10 protein-coding genes are annotated in these 18,331 nt (G+C 36.4%); 1 reads left to right on the top strand and 9 read right to left on the bottom strand.

Annotated elements, in window-relative coordinates; all coding sequences use genetic code 11:
• Window positions 1-96 precede the first annotated feature (96 nt).
• A complete protein-coding gene (locus RI844_RS03315; RefSeq protein WP_348397052.1) occupies window positions 97-456 on the bottom strand; it encodes a hypothetical protein in 360 nt (119 codons plus the stop codon).
• Window positions 457-677: 221 nt separating this feature from the next.
• Between RI844_RS03315 and RI844_RS03310 the strand changes: the two genes are divergently transcribed.
• The gene (locus RI844_RS03310) at window positions 678-1,214 is read left to right on the top strand and encodes a DUF2982 domain-containing protein (RefSeq protein WP_348397051.1); all 537 of its coding nucleotides are present in this window, start codon (window positions 678-680) and stop codon (window positions 1,212-1,214) included.
• Between the two features lies 1 nt (window position 1,215).
• Here RI844_RS03310 and RI844_RS03305 read toward each other — a convergent pair whose 3' ends face one another.
• The 8 genes from RI844_RS03305 to RI844_RS03270 form a co-directional block, all read right to left on the bottom strand.
• A complete protein-coding gene (locus tag RI844_RS03305) occupies window positions 1,216-4,266 on the bottom strand; it encodes a sigma 54-interacting transcriptional regulator (RefSeq protein WP_348397050.1) in 3,051 nt (1,016 codons plus the stop codon).
• Between the two features lie 20 nt (window positions 4,267-4,286).
• Window positions 4,287-6,065 (bottom strand): two-component system response regulator, encoded by a 1,779-nt coding sequence (locus RI844_RS03300; RefSeq protein ID WP_348397049.1) that lies wholly within the window; start codon window positions 6,063-6,065, stop codon window positions 4,287-4,289.
• Window positions 6,062-10,591 carry a hybrid sensor histidine kinase/response regulator gene (locus tag RI844_RS03295; protein ID WP_348397048.1) on the bottom strand — a complete coding sequence of 1,510 codons (4,530 nt, stop codon included), beginning with the start codon at window positions 10,589-10,591 and terminating at the stop codon, window positions 6,062-6,064. The genes RI844_RS03300 and RI844_RS03295 overlap by 4 nt, the downstream gene beginning before the upstream one ends.
• A gap of 449 nt (window positions 10,592-11,040) precedes the next feature.
• Window positions 11,041-12,858 carry a S8 family peptidase gene (locus tag RI844_RS03290; RefSeq protein WP_348397047.1) on the bottom strand — a complete coding sequence of 606 codons (1,818 nt, stop codon included), beginning with the start codon at window positions 12,856-12,858 and terminating at the stop codon, window positions 11,041-11,043.
• 338 nt (window positions 12,859-13,196) lie between these two features.
• On the bottom strand, window positions 13,197-14,555 hold the full coding sequence (locus RI844_RS03285) for a sigma-54-dependent transcriptional regulator (RefSeq protein WP_348397046.1): 1,359 nt from the start codon (window positions 14,553-14,555) through the stop codon (window positions 13,197-13,199).
• Window positions 14,545-15,708 carry a sensor histidine kinase gene (locus RI844_RS03280; RefSeq protein WP_348397045.1) on the bottom strand — a complete coding sequence of 388 codons (1,164 nt, stop codon included), beginning with the start codon at window positions 15,706-15,708 and terminating at the stop codon, window positions 14,545-14,547. The genes RI844_RS03285 and RI844_RS03280 overlap by 11 nt, the downstream gene beginning before the upstream one ends.
• Window positions 15,698-16,447 (bottom strand): hypothetical protein, encoded by a 750-nt coding sequence (locus RI844_RS03275; RefSeq protein WP_348397044.1) that lies wholly within the window; start codon window positions 16,445-16,447, stop codon window positions 15,698-15,700. The genes RI844_RS03280 and RI844_RS03275 overlap by 11 nt, the downstream gene beginning before the upstream one ends.
• Entirely contained in the window at window positions 16,447-18,030 is a 1,584-nt protein-coding gene (locus tag RI844_RS03270) for a BamA/TamA family outer membrane protein (RefSeq protein ID WP_348397043.1), read from the bottom strand. The genes RI844_RS03275 and RI844_RS03270 overlap by 1 nt, the downstream gene beginning before the upstream one ends.
• Window positions 18,031-18,331 lie beyond the last annotated feature (301 nt).

The raw sequence follows: 18,331 nt of genomic DNA, 5'->3' as shown, positions 1-18,331 counted from the left end.
GAGATATCCTGTTGTTCTTGTTACGATTTAAGCATAAAGGCAGGGATTAAACTAGGTGAAATTTAATCAACTTGGTATTAAGGATAGGATTGATGATTATTCAATCAAGGTATTAAAACTTTGTTCAAAAAAATTACCAATCACAGGCACAGCTTTACATTGATGATCGAACGCATAATATAAACCAATAGCCCACAGTACCAACACTGGAAGAGCTAAAATCCAGCCAACAATTGGAATAAAACTCAGTAGTACCCAAGTAAGCAGCAAACCAAGTGTTTGACGTAGATGAAAGGCGGCAAAACTTGTAGGGTTATTACCATGTAATAATAGCGCAACCACCCAACCAACAATTGTTAGATAGCTAATTATTGCAATGGTTTTGCCATCAACTTTAAAGACTTTATCATCGAGATGATATTGGGCCATAGTTACCTCAAGCTTTAGTTTTAACATTATTTGCACTACCATAACTATGATAAAAAATACTGAAATTTCAAGTTTTAACTGGTTAAATATTAATCGCCGGCCATATTATGGATAGCATAAGCACCTTATTAATCAAACCTAATTCGAGACGTAATGGCTTGTTTATATTAATATTAGGTCTCATTTTTATGTTTATATGCTTAATGTTGAATATAACATATTGGCATGCATATAAATTACAGTTAACAATGTTAATGTTAGCTAGCTTCATTGTTGTTTTAATTGGATATTTTAAGAATAACGAGCCAAAAATTAGTTATGAATTAACGCCTAAAACGATAAAATTTAATCATCGCAGAGGTCAATGGCAAATATACTGGTTAAATGTGATTCGAATTGGAGAAGTATACGCCGATATCCAAGGCGAAAGAGTTCGCTTGCCTTATCTTGGTATTAGGCTTGCTTCAATAGAACCATTAGCAAAATCTATTCCCCCAAGGTTGGCGAATAAACTTATTCATGAGCAAAAAGAGCTAGTGCGGCTAGCCGTAAAAAATTTGCGGCTCACAATAGAGCAAGGGGCTATTCACTTTGATGGTTTTAAAACAAAAGAGCAATTGATAAAAGGGCCTGTAGGAGCTTGGTTACACCAAAGTGATAACCTAGCGCTTGCTTACGGTTACCACCTCTACTTACCTGAAGACAGTTTTGATCGCGATATTGCGCAATTTCTAAGTTTATTAAAAAGCTGTCACACATATTCCGCAAAGCAACAGGAAGAATAAATCAGCTTGCGACCATACGCCTTAACGTTGGCGCAGAAACCGCTAATAAAGCACTGGCTATCTTCACACTTAAGCCTAATTCTTTGCTAGCCTGCGCCAGCACGGATTGAGAAAATACTACCTTTGACTCATCCATACTCAATTGTTGAATATGCTTAACTAACGCAAAATGCTCAATTAAGTTGCCATCACTTTTTAGTTGTTCATCCGCTTGAAGTTTTTTCCAACGACGACGAAATGTACTTTCAGCTATGTTTAAACTATTAGCGGCTTGCAGTGCAACTTGTTGATGATGCTCAAGGCTTTCGCGGTAAAGTTGGTATTCAATCCACGGTCCTATTGCGACGGGGTTTTCGCTTGAATGCCCGGTTAAACATTGGTTGATTAAATCTTTGGCAATATTAATTGAATGTGCAGATTGATGGTTCACTTCATTTTTGTTTTTATAGACAATTGCTGAAGTGCTATTCGTACGCGCCGTTATTTGATTAGACAAAACACTAACATCTTCAACGGGATTACTACTTACAGGAAATAATCCAAGATGATGACAAGTAACCAAATTATCACTACAAACAATAACAGAGCGATGTACTAAATTTTTTAGCTCTCTGATATTGCCAGGCCAAAGGTATTCTAATAGCGCTTGCTTGGCCGGTTCGCTAAAATCAGTAATGCCTTTATTATATTCGCCAGCAAAAATCTCTAAATACGATTTAGCAATAAGAATAATATCGTCAGTTCTATTTCTTAGCGGCACATTTTCAATTTTGAATACGTTTAAACGGAAATAAAGATCTTCACGAAATTTACCTTTACTAATTTGCTCTTTTAAATCTACATTTGTGGCCGCAATTAAGCGCACATCAACTTTTTTAACATGGCCACTGCCCACTTTTGAGTATTGCTTTTCTTGCACAAAGCGCAATAACTTTACTTGTACTTCAAGTGGTAATTCACCTATTTCATCTAAAAATAGTGTCCCACCATCGGCTTCATGTATTCGTCCTGCTACATCTCTATTTGCTCCGGTAAAAGCCCCCTTTTGATGACCAAACAATTCACTTTCAACCAAGCTTTCAACCACCGCGCCACAATCAAAGATGATAAAAGGCTTATCTTTACGATCGCTTAGCTGATGGATACTTTGCGCTAACATCTCTTTACCAGTACCTGACTCACCAGTAATTAATACCGTGGCATTAGTTGGGGCTACCATTTCAACTTCTTTCATTAAATTAGCCATAGCGCTTGATTGGTACCAAAAATTCAATGATTTGTTGGACTTAAGTATCTTGCTATTATTTGTTGTGGCAGCAAGACGTTCAATTTTAACAGCAACAAAGTCGGCAATATTATACAGAACGTGATGATCTTTCTTGGTTATAAGCTGCTCTTGTTCAGTAGACAACCACAGAAAATACTCCGCTTTATTTGCGGTATATATTGGCATAATAATTTGTATACCATGCTCTGCTAATACTGAAGTAAATACTTTGCCATGTTCATTCTGTTTCGATTTAATGTGAGACAGTTGATTTTCAGTTAAACAAATATCCTGCTCGGTTAATTCTTTACCTGAATTATTAATCGCCTGCTGTAGTTTTACTAAATTGTTTTCTGAGCAATAAAAAGCTGCTGAATTTAAATTAAACCCGTTAATGAGCTGTGTGAGTAATTCTTTAATAAATATTGGTAACTGTTCGATTTCATTAAGAAAATTTAAAATGCTCCACTGCATGAGCATCTTCTGATAATCTTGATTACCTGATTTGGAAACATTACCGCTCAATCGGTCTAAATTGCCAATTTGCAACATTGCATTTTGTTGTTGCCACTCCCTAACTTGGGCACCGCCAAGCTCTCTTGCCTGGGACAGTGAATAATTTGCGTGGTAGAACAACTCAACAGGCGAATAATTAAGATCTTGAGTGTTCACCGCGACACCTATGCTAAAATTTAATTTTGACTGTTCTTCCAAGAATTCATGTTGTTGCAACCTTTGTTGAAGTTGCCTGACAATATTTTTAATTTGTGCAGAGCTGCTTTGCGAAAACATCACCATAAAAATAGTGCCGCCATAATGGGATGCCATGTCTGTTGGGCGAACAAACGCCCTTAGCAATTCGCCAATACAATAAAGTACTTTGTCACCATAATTACGCCCATATTTTAAGTTAAGCTCATTAAAATTGTCTGGGCTGAGTAATAAGATGCCTGATACGGGGTTGGATGCTGCTAAATTATTTTTACTCTTTGTCGAAAAATTAAATTCTTTAGGCAAACTGTCTAAACTGCTTAGCTGTCTAAGAATTAAGACTACACCAGCACTACCGTTTTCATACGTAATAGGTCCTACTACGCCATCAATTAATTGACTCGAACCATTAGCGGTTTCAATTGCTAAAGGTTGAAGCTTAGTTACGGTTTGAATTTTTATTGCTGTAGAGATAAATTGCTGAGATTGTTTAGCGGTTAAATCTTGTCTGGTTTTAACCAAGTTATACCAGGGCTTACCGATAACATCAGCTGCAGATTGTTCAAATAGCAATTCGGCGGTATTGTTAATATCAAAAATATTTCCTTGCTGATCAAGGTAAATTAGAATATCACCTATACAGGAAATGGTGTTTTGTAATAAATGACTTTGCTTGCATTCATTGTTACGGATGTTGAATTTATATAACGACAAATGCAGAAGTTGCCCTAGTTCAACCGAAGTTATCGGCCAAGAAAACTCACTGAATGTAAATTTTGCCTGGCCATAATTATCCATGACTGCAAGTGTTTCATTTTCGTTAAAAAATAATACAGGGCAGTTCATCAAAATAGCTAAACGTTCTTTATCTACCGATGATTTAACGCTCGTGCTATCAATAATAATGAAATCGAACTCAACAAAATCTCCCGCAGCAATGATATTTTTAATCGTTCTTGAATTTACCGTTACGGTTAACTTCTGCTGCTCTAAACTTTTGACGATTTCGTTGTTAATTCGGCTATTGCTAATCAGCAAAGCTTTCTTATTTTCTTTATTGTTAGAATTATTCATAAGTAAATTATCGCTTACCCTTAGTAAGTGACTAAGTGACTTTCATTAATAAGTAGTGCTTCAAGGTCATTGGCATTTAAAGGTTTGCTAAATAAATACCCCTGTATTAAAGAACAATTGAACCCTCGCAAAATTTGCAACTGCCCTGTTGTTTCAACACCTTCAGCTATAACAGCTAAGTTTAATGTTTCTGCTAAGGCGATAATCGCTTTTACTATGGCGGCATCATCTGCACTCGTAGCAATGTCAGTGATAAAAGAACGATCTATTTTTAACGTATTTATAGGGAATTTTTTTAGGTAACTTAGTGATGAGTAACCGGTACCAAAATCATCAATGGCAATACCTACACCTAATTCTTTTATTTGCTGTAGACGAATAATATTTTCTTCTACATCAGTCATAATGGCACTTTCAGTAAGTTCAAGCTCTAATAAATTAGCTGGCAATCCAGTTTCTTTAAGAACTTTTTGGATATATCCAACTAAGGAACCTCGCTTGAATTGTACTGAAGATAAATTAACCGACACTCTATATTCGCTGCCATATTCATCTAACCAAAATTTAGCTTGCTGGCAGGCCTTTTTAAGTACCCATTCACCAATTTCTATGATCAGGCCGGTTTCTTCCGCAATAGGGATAAATTCTGCTGGCGAAACAAAGCCATGTTTAGGGTTATGCCACCTTATTAAGGCTTCAACACTAACTATTTTATCTGCAGATACATCAATTTGAGGTTGGTAATGTAATGCAAATTCGTTATTTTCTATCGCTTTTCGTAACTCTTGCTCTAGCTCTAACCGCTCTCTGGCTCGACAATTTAAAGAGTCTGAATAAAACTTAAAGCAGCATCGACCTTGGTCTTTGGCATGATACATGGCAACATCGGCATTTTTCATCAAATTAGTTACGTTCAATCCATCCTCTGGATAAACTGATATACCGATACTTGGGGTTACTGTTACTTCAAATTGATCAATTTTTATCGGTTTGGACAGAGATTGAATAATTCTTTGCGCAACTTGAGCAATATCATCAATATAATCAACTTGACTTAAAAATACCGTAAATTCATCACCACCAAGACGGGCAACCTCTGAAGTTAATATTTCATCAGAGCCTCTGGCTAATAAGTCTGAATTTCTTAGGTTACTTTCTAATACCTTAGCAACCTTTTGTAAAACTCGATCTCCAAAACCATGGCCTAGGGTGTCGTTAATTCGTTTAAAACGATCTAAATCAATAAACAACACACCAACATGATGATTACTACGCTCGGCCAATAATAAAAATTTTTCTAAATGTTGGTTAAAACTTTCGCGGTTAGCTAAGCCTGTTAAGCTGTCATAATAAGCTAAATATTTAAGCTTTTGTTGAGAGTCTTTTAACTCCCTAAGTGCGTCCCTACTGCGCAGCATGTAACGTACTCGGTGTGCAATCATAGGCCAGCGTATAGGTTTAGGTAAGAAATCTGTAGCTCCAATTTCATATGACTTTAATATAGATTTATAATCGTCAGCTCCTGTTACCATTAGGATTGGTACATCTTTACCTGACTTATGCGCCCTGATTTGTTGACAAACCTCATATCCACTAAGCCCGGGCATTTCCACGTCGAGTAAAATCACATCGGGTTGCATGGTAAAATACTTAATTAATGCGGTATCGCCATCAGCGGCTTCAATAACTTCAAACCCTTGTGCTTCCAATGTATCCCGCATTAAAATTAAATATGTCGGGTCGTCATCACAGATAAGAACTTTCGATTTATTATATAGGTTTAACTCTGTGTTACTCATATAACTTCCTTCGCTAACTCTTCGAGTAAAACTATCGTGCTTTGGTAGGTTTCATTTATTTTATCAGCACTGAACTGACATTCTGAAATATTACCTCTAGCCGCTTCATGTTCAATAAAAACACAAATATTTGTTAATTCTTTAGCACCAACATTGGCACATAAAGATTTCATCGCATGTGCAGTTTTACGGATGTTCTCGTTATCTTCCTGCTCCAAATAAACCATTAAACTGGAAATTTTAACAATAACTTCCTTTTTAAACGTTTGTAAAACTCGTGAATAAATGACTCGTTCGGTAATTTTTTCAATGTCACGAATCGCTTCAATCGCAGCAAAATCGATTAATAATTCTGTGTTTGCACTAAATCCTACTTCGCTTATGTCATCATTTTCAGCAACATGTTCGCTTGGTACAATAAGACCATTAAGATATTTATTTAATACCGCTAGCAGGATGTCTGTGGTGAACGGTTTAGATATATGCTCATTCATTCCGGCACGAATACATTCGCTCTCATAACCTAAGCCAACCCCTGCTGTTAGGGCTACTATTGGTGTTAACGCTAGATTTTGCTGGCTCTGCCATTCACGAATTAACATCGTGGCTTTGAAACCATCCATAACCGGCATTTGGCAATCCATAAAAATAAGATCGTATTGGGTTGTTTTGATCTTTTCAACGGCAATTTTACCATTATCCGCGATATCAATTTCACAACCGTATAATTGCAACATTGCCTTGGCGACTTCTTGATTAGTGATTGCATCTTCTACCAATAAAATATGAGCTTTAAACTCATCAACTTCATCAACAATATGGTTATTACGAACGTGTTCATCAACAGCTTTACCATTAATGCAGTCGTGTAAAACTTCCAATGTTGAAATTTTACGCAATGGTTTATCAAGGTGTCTTGCTTGTGTCAATAAACTTAGTGTTGATGTTGTGCGTTTTAATACGACAACTTTATTTACCACTGTTTCTAAGTGTTTGTATATTTCAGTTTGTGACAGTAAATCTTCATCTACTAAATAAACTAACTGTTCGTTGTGAGATGCTACTGTTTGTTGAAGTTTTTCAATACTTAAATGTTGGTGTTTTAGTTTAAGCCGGCTTAACAAGTTTAAGGTCATGTTGTTAACAATATCGTTATTCGCCAAAACCATAATTTCGGCATTTAATTGCGGATTAACTTCCTCAATAGATTTACCACATTTAATTAGTGGAAGTTTTACCGTAAACGTAGAGCCTTCTCCTGAGATAGAATCAACAGAAATAGAACCTGACATTAATTGCACCAGCTTTTTAGTTATCGCTAACCCCAAGCCTGTGCCGCCAAATTTACGTGTTGTTGAGTTGTCCTCTTGCTGAAAAGACTGAAATATTTTGCTTTGATTCGCTTTACTAATACCAACACCACTGTCTTTAACGGCAATGTATAAATACTCGCTATCCGAGTAGGTATTAAGCTCAATAAACCCAACTTCGGTAAACTTAATGGCATTACCTAACAAATTTGCAATAATTTGCCTAATACGTAGCGAGTCAGATTTAATTAAATTGGCACATGTTGGCTCAATATCAATCGCTAGCTCGACACCTTTCTCATGAGCTTTGTTTGCAAAAAGAAAACAAGTTTCTTCAATGAGTTGGTGATAGCCAAAAACTTGCAGATCTAATTTTACTTTTTCAGCTTCCATTTTAGAAAAATCTAATATGTCGTTAATTAATTCTAATAACATTGAACCCGCTTTTTGCACTGACTCTGCATAATGGTTTTGCGTTCTATTTAACCCTGTTTTAAGTAAGAGATCGCTCATGCCAATAATACTATTCATCGGTGTTCGAATTTCATGGCTCATAGTGGCTAAGAAATTTGCTTTTGCTTTTGCAGCCTTCTCAGCAAGCTCTTTTGCAGAGTTAGTGTCGACAATTGCTTGTTCAAGTGCACTGTTTGCATTTTGTAATTCTTGCGTACGTAAATTTACTTCAGCTTGTAATTGTTCTTTCGAGTCTATTAATTGCTGACGTTTGTATAGTTGGCGTTTATACATTAGAAAAATTGCAATAAACAATATTAAAAAATAGCAAAAATATGCGGGCCAACTTAGCCAAATAGGCGGGTTAACATGAATTGCTATAGACAGTTCATCTGAGCTCCAAATACCGTCATTATTAGAGCCTTTAACCCTTAATAAATAATTACCATGTTGTAAACTGGTGAATGGAATATTATTGCTGGTGGTTTCTATCCACTCTGAATTCAAGCCTTCCATCATGTATTGATATTTGTTATTTTCTGGCTTGGTATAATCTAATGCAGCAAATTTAAAATCTAAAAATGAATCTGAGTAATCAAGCTCTAACACGCCATCATTACGAAACATATGGTGTATCGGTAATGATTTGTTGTTTTTGGAAAATTTAGTAAACCGTAAAGGCGGTTTGTATTTATTAATAGGAACATTATCTGGCATAAACGAGTTGAAACCATTTGGGCCACCGAAATAAATTCGCCCGGTTTTGGATTTGAAATAGGCTCCTGCGTTAAAGTCATCTTCTTGTAAACCATGAGTCTTATTAAAGTTGTTTATACTTAAATCATTCGAGGATATACGAGTTAAACCTCGAGTATGGCTTACCCAAATATAACCATGGTCATCCTCAACCAGACCATAAGCCACATTACTAGGCATTCCATCGCTTATACCTATGTGTTCAAATTCAACATTCCCCTGATAATACTCATTCTTATTTAATCGAGCGATACCAAAGTCTTCTGTGGCAACCCAGATATAGTCAGCGGTATTTAGCATACCTACATTAAAATTAGTTCTGATAGAGCCTTCTTGTTTATCATTAACTTGAAAACGAGTATTGTCACCAGTTGCTAAATTATAATGATTAATACCTGCGTCACGTGTTGCTATCCAAAGGCTTTGTTTGTTTTCAACGATTACGTCAATAACTTTATTACTCGATATAGAGTTGTCGTCATTTACATCATGCATTATTCTAGAGATGTTGCCATTTTTATGTAGAATGTTTATCCCTCCACCAAATGTAGCAACGATTACTGAGCCGTTATCCAGTTCGACTATTTTACTAATGGCATTGCTACTAATGGAGTTTTGATCATCAGGATCATGTTGATAAATTTTAAATTCATCACTTTGATTAGCACGAAAATGTAAACCCGCGCCGAAAGTTCCAAGCCAAAGGTTGTCAGACTCATCAATAAATAAACTCATTACTCGCTCATCCTGCAACGCTACAGGATTGGTTTTGTCGGCATGGAGTTGTGTTATATTACCAGTTTCAGTTTCTATGATATTGAGGCCTCCGCCCCATGTGCCGACATAAATATTACCGATTGAATCTTCTGAAAGTGCAGCAACAACATTTGATGAAAGCTCTTTGCCCATGCCAAAATTTTTACTAACATGAGTAAACGGAGTTAATACCGCATTCCAACGACTAACTCCGGCAAAAGTCCCTACCCACATCACTCCACCTGTATCTTGAAATACTGAAGTTACTCTGTCATGAATTAAACTGTTTGATCTTGCGTTTTCGTGATTATGCTTAACAAATGAATCATTTTGTTCATCATATAAACAAAGTCCATTGTCAGTTGCAAACCAAAGGTTGCCTTTGCTGTCTTGATATATATCACGAACAAAATTAGAGCAAATGCTGTTAGGGTTATTTTCTTTAAACGAAAATGTTTTGGTAACACCTTTATTTAGTTCAAATTGAAATACTCCTGCATCTTCTGTAGCAACCCAAACCCGATCATCTTGATCTTCAAAAATGGTTTCAATCTTGTCAGTTGGAATTGAAATCTCAGTTTTAGTATTGAATGTAGAAAAATTAGAGTCTCCCGCTAATTTTACTTTTAAGCCATCTTTTTCAGTTGCCACCCATAAATTTTGATTGTTATCAAAATTAAGGTCTGCAATAGAGTCAGTTTTTAGTTGTTCATGAGCCTTAAAAGAAGAGGTTTTAAAGTCAAAAATTGTAATGCCTTTATCGGCACTACCAAACCAAAGTAGCCCTTTGTCATCCTCGACAACTGATTTATATATATTTCCTAAAACATCGTTATTGAGATCATTACTTTTAAAATTTTCAAAACCTTCAATTTCAGGTAAATATAAGCTGATACCGCCATTACCAAGCACCCATAACCGCCCTTCTGAATCAACAAAGACTTTATTTACCCAATTACTTGCAAGACTAGTTGATACTCCAGGAATATGGGTATAGGTCGTTGAAGAAATACCATCAAAACGATTCAAACCATTTTGATTACCCAACCAGATAAATCCCATTTCATCTTGAGTTATGGTATTTACAGCTGGGTGAGACAAGGTTTCAACATTATTTAAATTCGTAAACTGAATTTGATTTTGGTTACTAATATTGGATGCAATCGTCTTTGCACTGAAAAGTGGAATTAAAGAGGTAAGGATAAGAAATACTGCCAACAACAAATTATGTTGACTCTTATTAATGGTCATTACTGCAACCTAAAGTTTATTATTATTTTATTTTTCTTATTAATAGCATTTACACCCTATATTGTCATCACAATTCAGGTATAAAAACTGTCTTCTTTCCTGAAGTGAGCCAATTTAATAACATCCTTGTTAAGTTGCGTTTGTTCATCCATGAAGTAAGCCAACTTTAATAACATCCCTGTTAAGTTGCATTTGTTCATCCATGAAGTGAGCCAACTTTAATAACATCCCTGTTAAGTTGCATTTCTTCGTCCATGAAGTAAGCCAACTTTAATAACATCCCTGTTAAGTTGCATTTCTTCATCCATGAAGTAAGCCAACTTTAATAACATCCCTGTTAAGTTGGCATTCCTTCGTCCATGAAGTAAGCCAACTTTAATAACATCCCTGTTAAGTTGGCATTCCTTCGTCCATGAAGTAAAAGGCGCCATATGGCGCCTTAACGTTAATTACTCTTGTTCAATCCATTTATTAATAAATGACACCGAGTTAATATCACTGCCCATATCTAAAAATGAATTTGATTGTGGCCATAAATGGGCATCTTCCCAAATAACCGTATCACCCCATAAGTTGGATTGCGGCCATAAGTGAGCTTGCGGCCATAAGTGAGCTTGCGGCCATAAGTGGGCTTGCGGCCATAAGTGGGCTTGTGGCCATAAATGAGCTTGTGGCCATAAATGAGCTTGTGGCCATAAATGAGCTTGAGGCCATAAATGAGCTTGTGGCCATAAATGAGCTTGTGGCCATAAGTGAGCTTGTGGCCATAAATGAGCTTTATTATATAAGCCATCCCATTCAAAGCCTTCAACACCTAAGATATAAAAATCACCACTGTCTTCACCGCGGCGAGCCGGACCAGCATAATGTTGTGAATCATTTATTTCATTGGCAATGTCCATACCTTGATTGGCGCAACCAACTTTGTCACTGGCAACTGCCCATGGGGCATTAATCATGCCAGCACCTTGTTGAAAGATACTGTAAGACAATTCACCTTCACCTTGCGTACCTGCTAAGGCAGAAGATATTAAGCGACATTTAATATCATCAGGCGTTAAGTAAGGATCGTTTTGCAGCATAAGAGCTGCAACACCACTTGCCACAGCAGTTGATTGCGATGTGCCCGATAATAAAAAGTAACCATTACCATCCGCATATTCAGGGTAGTCTTTATAAATTTTTGATTTATGGCTCATTAAACCTTGCATATGACCACCTGGAGCAACAAGTTCAGGCTTAACAAAACCTTCTACTGTAGGGCCTGCACTTGAAAATGACGTAACGAAATCATCAGAAAGATCAAACGGAGTGTAATTATCTGAAGTCGCACCAATAGTTATTACGTAAGGGTTATTTCCTGGTACGCCAATAGACATTGCTTCTGAACCACTATTGCCGGCAGAAGCAAAAACGGTGATACCTTCTTGCCAAGCGACCATTAAGGCTTGATTGATTGGATCTTGCCAATAAAACGACTGTGGTTTAGCACTAAAAGAAAGGTTTAATACTTTAATGTTATGCTTTTCGCGATTTTCTACAACGTACTCAATTGCCTTTAAAACATCGCTATAAGTTGAGCTACCATTAGCATCAAACGCTTTAACTACCGTTAACTCTACATCAGGGGCAATACCATTGTACGAATCTACTTGTTCACCATTGCTGTTATAGGTAGTTGAGCTATTACTAATTAAACTGGTGATGTGTGTACCATGACCATATTCATCTTTTGATGCTTTACTGCCTTTAAGCACACTATGGTGATGAATTTTACGTTTTTTGCCAACACTGTTTTTAGTTATACCATCAAATTTTGCAGCGCCACTATCAATAATAGCTACCCCGATCCCATTCCCTGTGATGCCTTGAGAATGCAGTTGGCTTGCGCCTACTTGTGTTGGAAAGTAGGTATTGCGTTCATCAGCCTGTTTACCTGATTTAGCATGCAACTTATGTGCACTCAGTTTGACTTTCTCATCAGAAAACAAACGTATCATAGGATGGTTATTACGAACCAGATCAGCTTGCTGATTTGTTAACAAAGCGGAAATCGCTTGTATCACAGAATAGTTGTGAACAACCTCACCACCAACAGATTCTATGGCAGATATCAAGGTTGGTTTGCTCGCGCCCTGCACGATATAAGAGCCCTTATGTAAATTAGGGCTGTTAGAAATAAAAAGAAACGCTGCTACAGAAAGTAGCAGCAAGGTACTTAGCGCAGACCTTATTATTGTTATTTTTTTTAATGAATTCAGATTCATAAATCACACCAGTTAAAATTAATCTACTTTCGATAAAGCCAGATTCGTGCCAAAAAGAATAGAAATCATCTCCGCCCCTTATTTTTAAGGGATTTAACATAACAAACAGATAAAAATAAATCTAGGACATTTATGCAATTAAAAATATATGGCGAAAAGCGCAAAAATTAATGGCGAAGGAATAATTTGGCGAATAAAATATGGCGACACAAAGGGAAAATATGGCGACCGGTGATATTCCTAATGAAAAAGTAATTATCAATAGATTGACAATTTTCTGCAGCAAATAAGTCGAAGGACTGTAAATATGTGACTCTAGTAGTTAAATTTGAAGAGCATCAATCAAAACTTTGATGGCGCTTAATACCGTGTTGAGTTAACTTTTTATGAAGATGAGTACGATCAATCATTAATGATTTAGCAACTTCTGTAATATTACCGTTATATTGTTCTATTTTTTTTAATAAATATTCACGCTCCATTAACTGCTTAAACTCTTTTAACGATAATTGTTCATCGTCAAGCGCGAGTTTTAACTTAGAGTTTTGAATTTCTTCGGGAATATCGATTTGAGTTAAATGCTCTCCCCCCATAATAATCATTCGTTCAACAGCATTGAGCAATTCCCTGACATTACCGGGCCAGGCATATTGGCTCAATATATCATTGCAGTTATCATCAATTGTCTTTATTGCCATGCCATTACGTTGACAAATAATGTCAATGAAATGTTCAACCAATAATGAGATATCACTACTGCGCTCTCGTAATGAAGGTGATTTTATTGGAATCACATTGATCCGATAAAACAAGTCCTCGCGAAATAAACCTTGTTCAATTTGTGCTTTTAAATCTTTATGACTCGCCGCTAATAAGCGTACATCTACTTTCGTAATTTTATCCGAACCCACTTTCTGTAATTCGTTACTTTCTAACACTCGCAATAAACTTGATTGTGAGCTGAGTGGCATATCGGCAATCTCATCAAGGAATAAGGTACCTTTGTCTGCTGTTTCAAAAAAACCTTTTTTATGTTTATCGGCACCGGTAAATGCACCTTTAACATGGCCAAATAAGGCACTATCTATCAAGTCATTTGGAATTGCTGAACAATTCACCGTAACTAGCGCGTGATCCGATCGTTTGCTTTGTTGATGAACTTGTTTCGCAATCAACTCTTTGCCGGTGCCGCTTTCACCTGAAATTAACACTGCAACATCACTTTTCGCAACCTTGCTTATCTCCAGACGAAGTTTATCCATTAGCGGGTGTTCACCCAAAAGCTCACTTTGTTGAGCCCCTTCTAAATTTGAAACCCGTGTTTTTAGTTTTTGAAAGTCCAGACAATTTTTAATGGTGACTAATAATTTGTCGACATTAAAAGGCTTTTCAATGAAATCATAAGCCCCTAACTTTAACGTCTGTGCTGCTTCATTGAGCGAGGCATTACCCGAAATAAAAATAACCGGTGTTGCTATGTTTTCGCTCAGCATTTGTTTAAACAGCTCAATGCCACTGCTTTTGCCAAGCCTTATATCAATGATTGCCACATCGAAAAACTCGTCCAACAAACAAGAAAACGCTTTATCTGCCTGCAAACAGCTTGTGACCGTATAACCTTCCGGTTGAAGACAAGCTTTAATGCTACGACAAATATTTATTTCATCATCAACAACAAGTATTTTTTTATTCATCATAAAATGTCTTTTTAATTTTTAATTGATTTTGCTTTACCAGAGGCAAGATAATTTGAAAAGCTGCGCCCTTGTCTTCTAACAAACAGCTAATATCAGCACCTTGATCTAACAATATTTTTTTCACTATTGATAGGCCTAAGCCTTTGTTTTCTTTATGGTCTTGAGTAGAGTAATACATATTAAAAATAACCGCTTGTTTATCCTTTGTAATGCTCTTTCCTTCATTAAAAATGATCACACTAAGCGATTTTTTATCTAATAATGTCACTGAAATAACAACGTTTATCTGTTTTAGGTTTTTATTTACCTGCACCGCATTATTGATTAAATTAATCAGACTCTGATTAATCAATAACGGATCAATGGCGATGGCCATTGTCAATAACTCATCTTCAATCGTTAACGAAAGAACACAGCTAGGCCAGGCTTGCTGATATTGTCTGATAAAGTTATTAAAATACTCGTTAATTAAACACGATTGAATTACAGGCTCAGGTAATTTGGCAAATTGACTAAAATGATTAACCATCTGTTTGAGCTTATACACCTCTTCTTGTACTACGCTTTCGGTATCTTTAAGGCTATCCGCAAAGCTAGCCTTATCAACTTTTCCATGTATTCGTTGTAAATTACTTACCATCATTTCAATCGGCGTTAATGGGTTATTAATTTCGTGCGCTAATTTAGCCGCGACTTGCTGCCACTCATCGAAATACCTAAGCTCTTGCAGTTTTTTTGCCTTTTCAACATCACTGTCCATTAGCGTTTTATAAGAAAGCGCAACACGACGATTTAACAGTACTGCAGCGGTAAATGAAAGCAATAACACAATCACGAATAAAATCATGTAATAGGTTAAATACGTATCTCGTAATACCCCTTTGAGTAGTTCAGGCTGTTGATAAATTAATAATTCATCACTTACTTGCATAAATGTTGCTTTATAGTGAGCGGCCAATGCAGGTTCTAATTTTTTCAGATGCTTTAAATCATTCTGATAGCTCTGTAACACTTGTTCGGTTTCAGTTTTTACCACCAAAGCAATGGTATTTTCTAACACTTCATCCAATAATAAGTACGAGGCGATCAGGGGCAATACTGACAACATCAATATTGCCCCAATCAAATAAGCATTGATACGTTTAGTTTGCATGAAGGTCGCTCTTAAACAATATCGAGCCGCTGGCAACATCACTTTTCCATAATGCAGGGGTTTCTTTTAACTCCATGTATTGCTCCATAATTTGATCAAACAATTTTTGAAATCTTGGTCGAGCCGAGCCACCAATGCCGGTATCGGTAACATTGGCAGACGAGCTTGCCGATGGTGTTGATATTGGCCGCGGCGAACGGTTATGCTGACTGTCCTCTGACAATTCGCTAAAGCCCTGGCTACTGGCGATCCAGCGGCGTATTTTTTCAATACGCTGAGTATTCACCGGATTTACTAAAACTTGGGCGGTGATTTCATATGCTTGGTTTTTCGTTAAGCCAGTCAAGATTTCTGCACTTTCGAAGCGAATTTTATTTATAAAATCGATAATATCTGCTTTTTTTGAGAGTGTTCTTACATCACTATTAACATTATCGGATATCGTTTTAATGAGATAAATTTCATCCCATAAATCAAACGTAATTTGATAAGTAATACTTTTCACATAATGCACACCTTTCTTGTTCTTAACCGAGAAAATCACGGTGAAATTATTCGGCAAGCCACTGGTAAGTTCATTTTCAATAAGATTTTGTGGGTAATTTATATCGCTTATCGTTACCATTAATGAGTTATTCATTACCCTATGTTCTATTTCAACACCATAGGCCATATTGGAGAAAATAATCATCCCCAGCAAGGTAACTAAGCGGGTGAATGTATTCTGACAGCAAAGCATTAATCAAAGTCCTGCTGATTGTACCCCAGGGTAAAGCGATAAATCACACTCTGAGTTTGATATGTATATCCCGCTTGTAAGCCAGCAAAGTAATTTGCTTCATTATCTCTAAAATAATGCCTGCCAGTAGTGTCGTTTGTTATGGTTTTACTATTATCCTCATGGATGTATTCGCTAATTCTTGTTTGATAACTGCTGACATCCACGTCATCCTGATAAATAACCCCTAAGTTAACGCCGATGAACCAATGAGAGTAAACACCTGAGACTTTACTGATTATATTGTTACGCGAGAATCGTAAAGACACCTCTGCTAACGCGCTTTTATCGGCATTATCTTTATCAAAGACATCTTGTTGTTTTAACGATGTTTGCGCGCCTAAAGTAATAATATTATCCGCGCTCAAGCCCGTGTGTTTTTGGTAGGAAACCACTAATTCATCTGAATCTGACTCAGGAATGTCACGATTGAAAATTGCCTTAACGGAAAAGTCTTCACCTTGGCTTGGAAACAGCGCATCATTCTCAGTATTCCAACCATAACTAAAAGAATAACGGTCTGGTACATTAAAGTAGTCGGTTCCGTCCGAGGGGATTTCATAACCAATTAATTGAGACGTGGCAAGGGTAAAATAGGAATGGCGACCAAAACGATATCCTAAAGCAATGTCAAAAGCGGTTAAATTATTATTATCAGGATCGGCACCAACATCAGTTTCAACACTATAGTAATTAAGCGAGCTATCGAGATAATAATGCGCAGAGCCGAATAAGTGCGGATCAAAGTAACGCAAACCGATCACTTTAGTATCATGCTGTTGTGAATGACTATTACTATAACTTTCAGTACTTTGCTCAAAAGTATAATTATCAGAGGAGTAATACTCATTAGTGGTTAGCGTATTTACCCTACTGTCTACGTCTCTTTCAAAATCATTGTATGATAAGAAAAAAGACAATTCTTTACCTGTACCGAGAAAATTAAAATCAGTGACTTTACTGGTGACGTAAAATGAAGATAAATCGGCTTGCGTGTCACAGTCTTTATATTCCGAATCAATCTGCCGAGTATCTGTTATTCCGGTTGGTGATTCTTGATAATAATGCCTTTGGTAATCGGCTGAATAACCAATACAATCATAAACATAATCGTTTTCATTAAAATCACTAAATTGGAAACCGCTACTGACTTCATATTGAATATTATTTGCTTCTTGTACTGCAAAAACCACGATAACGTGATCTCGTTGTTCACCTTTTTCCAAATACACGTTTGTATCGGTTAATTGAAATAAAGTCCCTAATCTTAACTGGGCATCGGCGACTTCATTAGGGTCAAGCACATCTCCAATGGTTTGATAATATTTTTTAAGAATAAACTCACAATCGGTATCCTTGTTGCCACTACAAATAATGTCATCAATGATTAAGACTTTGGCTTTAACAATATCAGCTTGTGATGCAGGCTCTGCTGAAAAGTTAACTCTGGATTCGACAACTTGAGCGTGAGTTTGCTGAGCAATAAGCAATGTAGCACTCACTGAAAGTGCGATAGTATTCTTAGCTAAAAAACGTTTAAACATAAATATCCTGGTTCTTATAATGTAAATGACAAATGTTCTTTAGCAAATTAGGAGCCAGAATTATAAAAGCAAAACAAATAAATTAAAACCTTGTTTTATAAGGAAATAATTTACAATCATTAATTTCTACTAAGTTCTATCATAATATTTAGTGTTGCAAAAAAGCAACACCAGTTAATAAAAAGCATCCATTTAAAGTCTGCTGCAACTAGCTTGAATAACTATCGAATCATTGCCAATAATGATTGGCCAATTCATCAACGCGACATTAGCATATGACACTTAAGAAATATCGGGAAAA

The sequence above is a fragment of the Thalassotalea fonticola genome (genome assembly GCF_032911225.1).
Taxonomy (GTDB): domain Bacteria; phylum Pseudomonadota; class Gammaproteobacteria; order Enterobacterales; family Alteromonadaceae; genus Thalassotalea_A; species Thalassotalea_A fonticola.
This window is presented reverse-complemented; position numbering and strand designations above follow the sequence as displayed.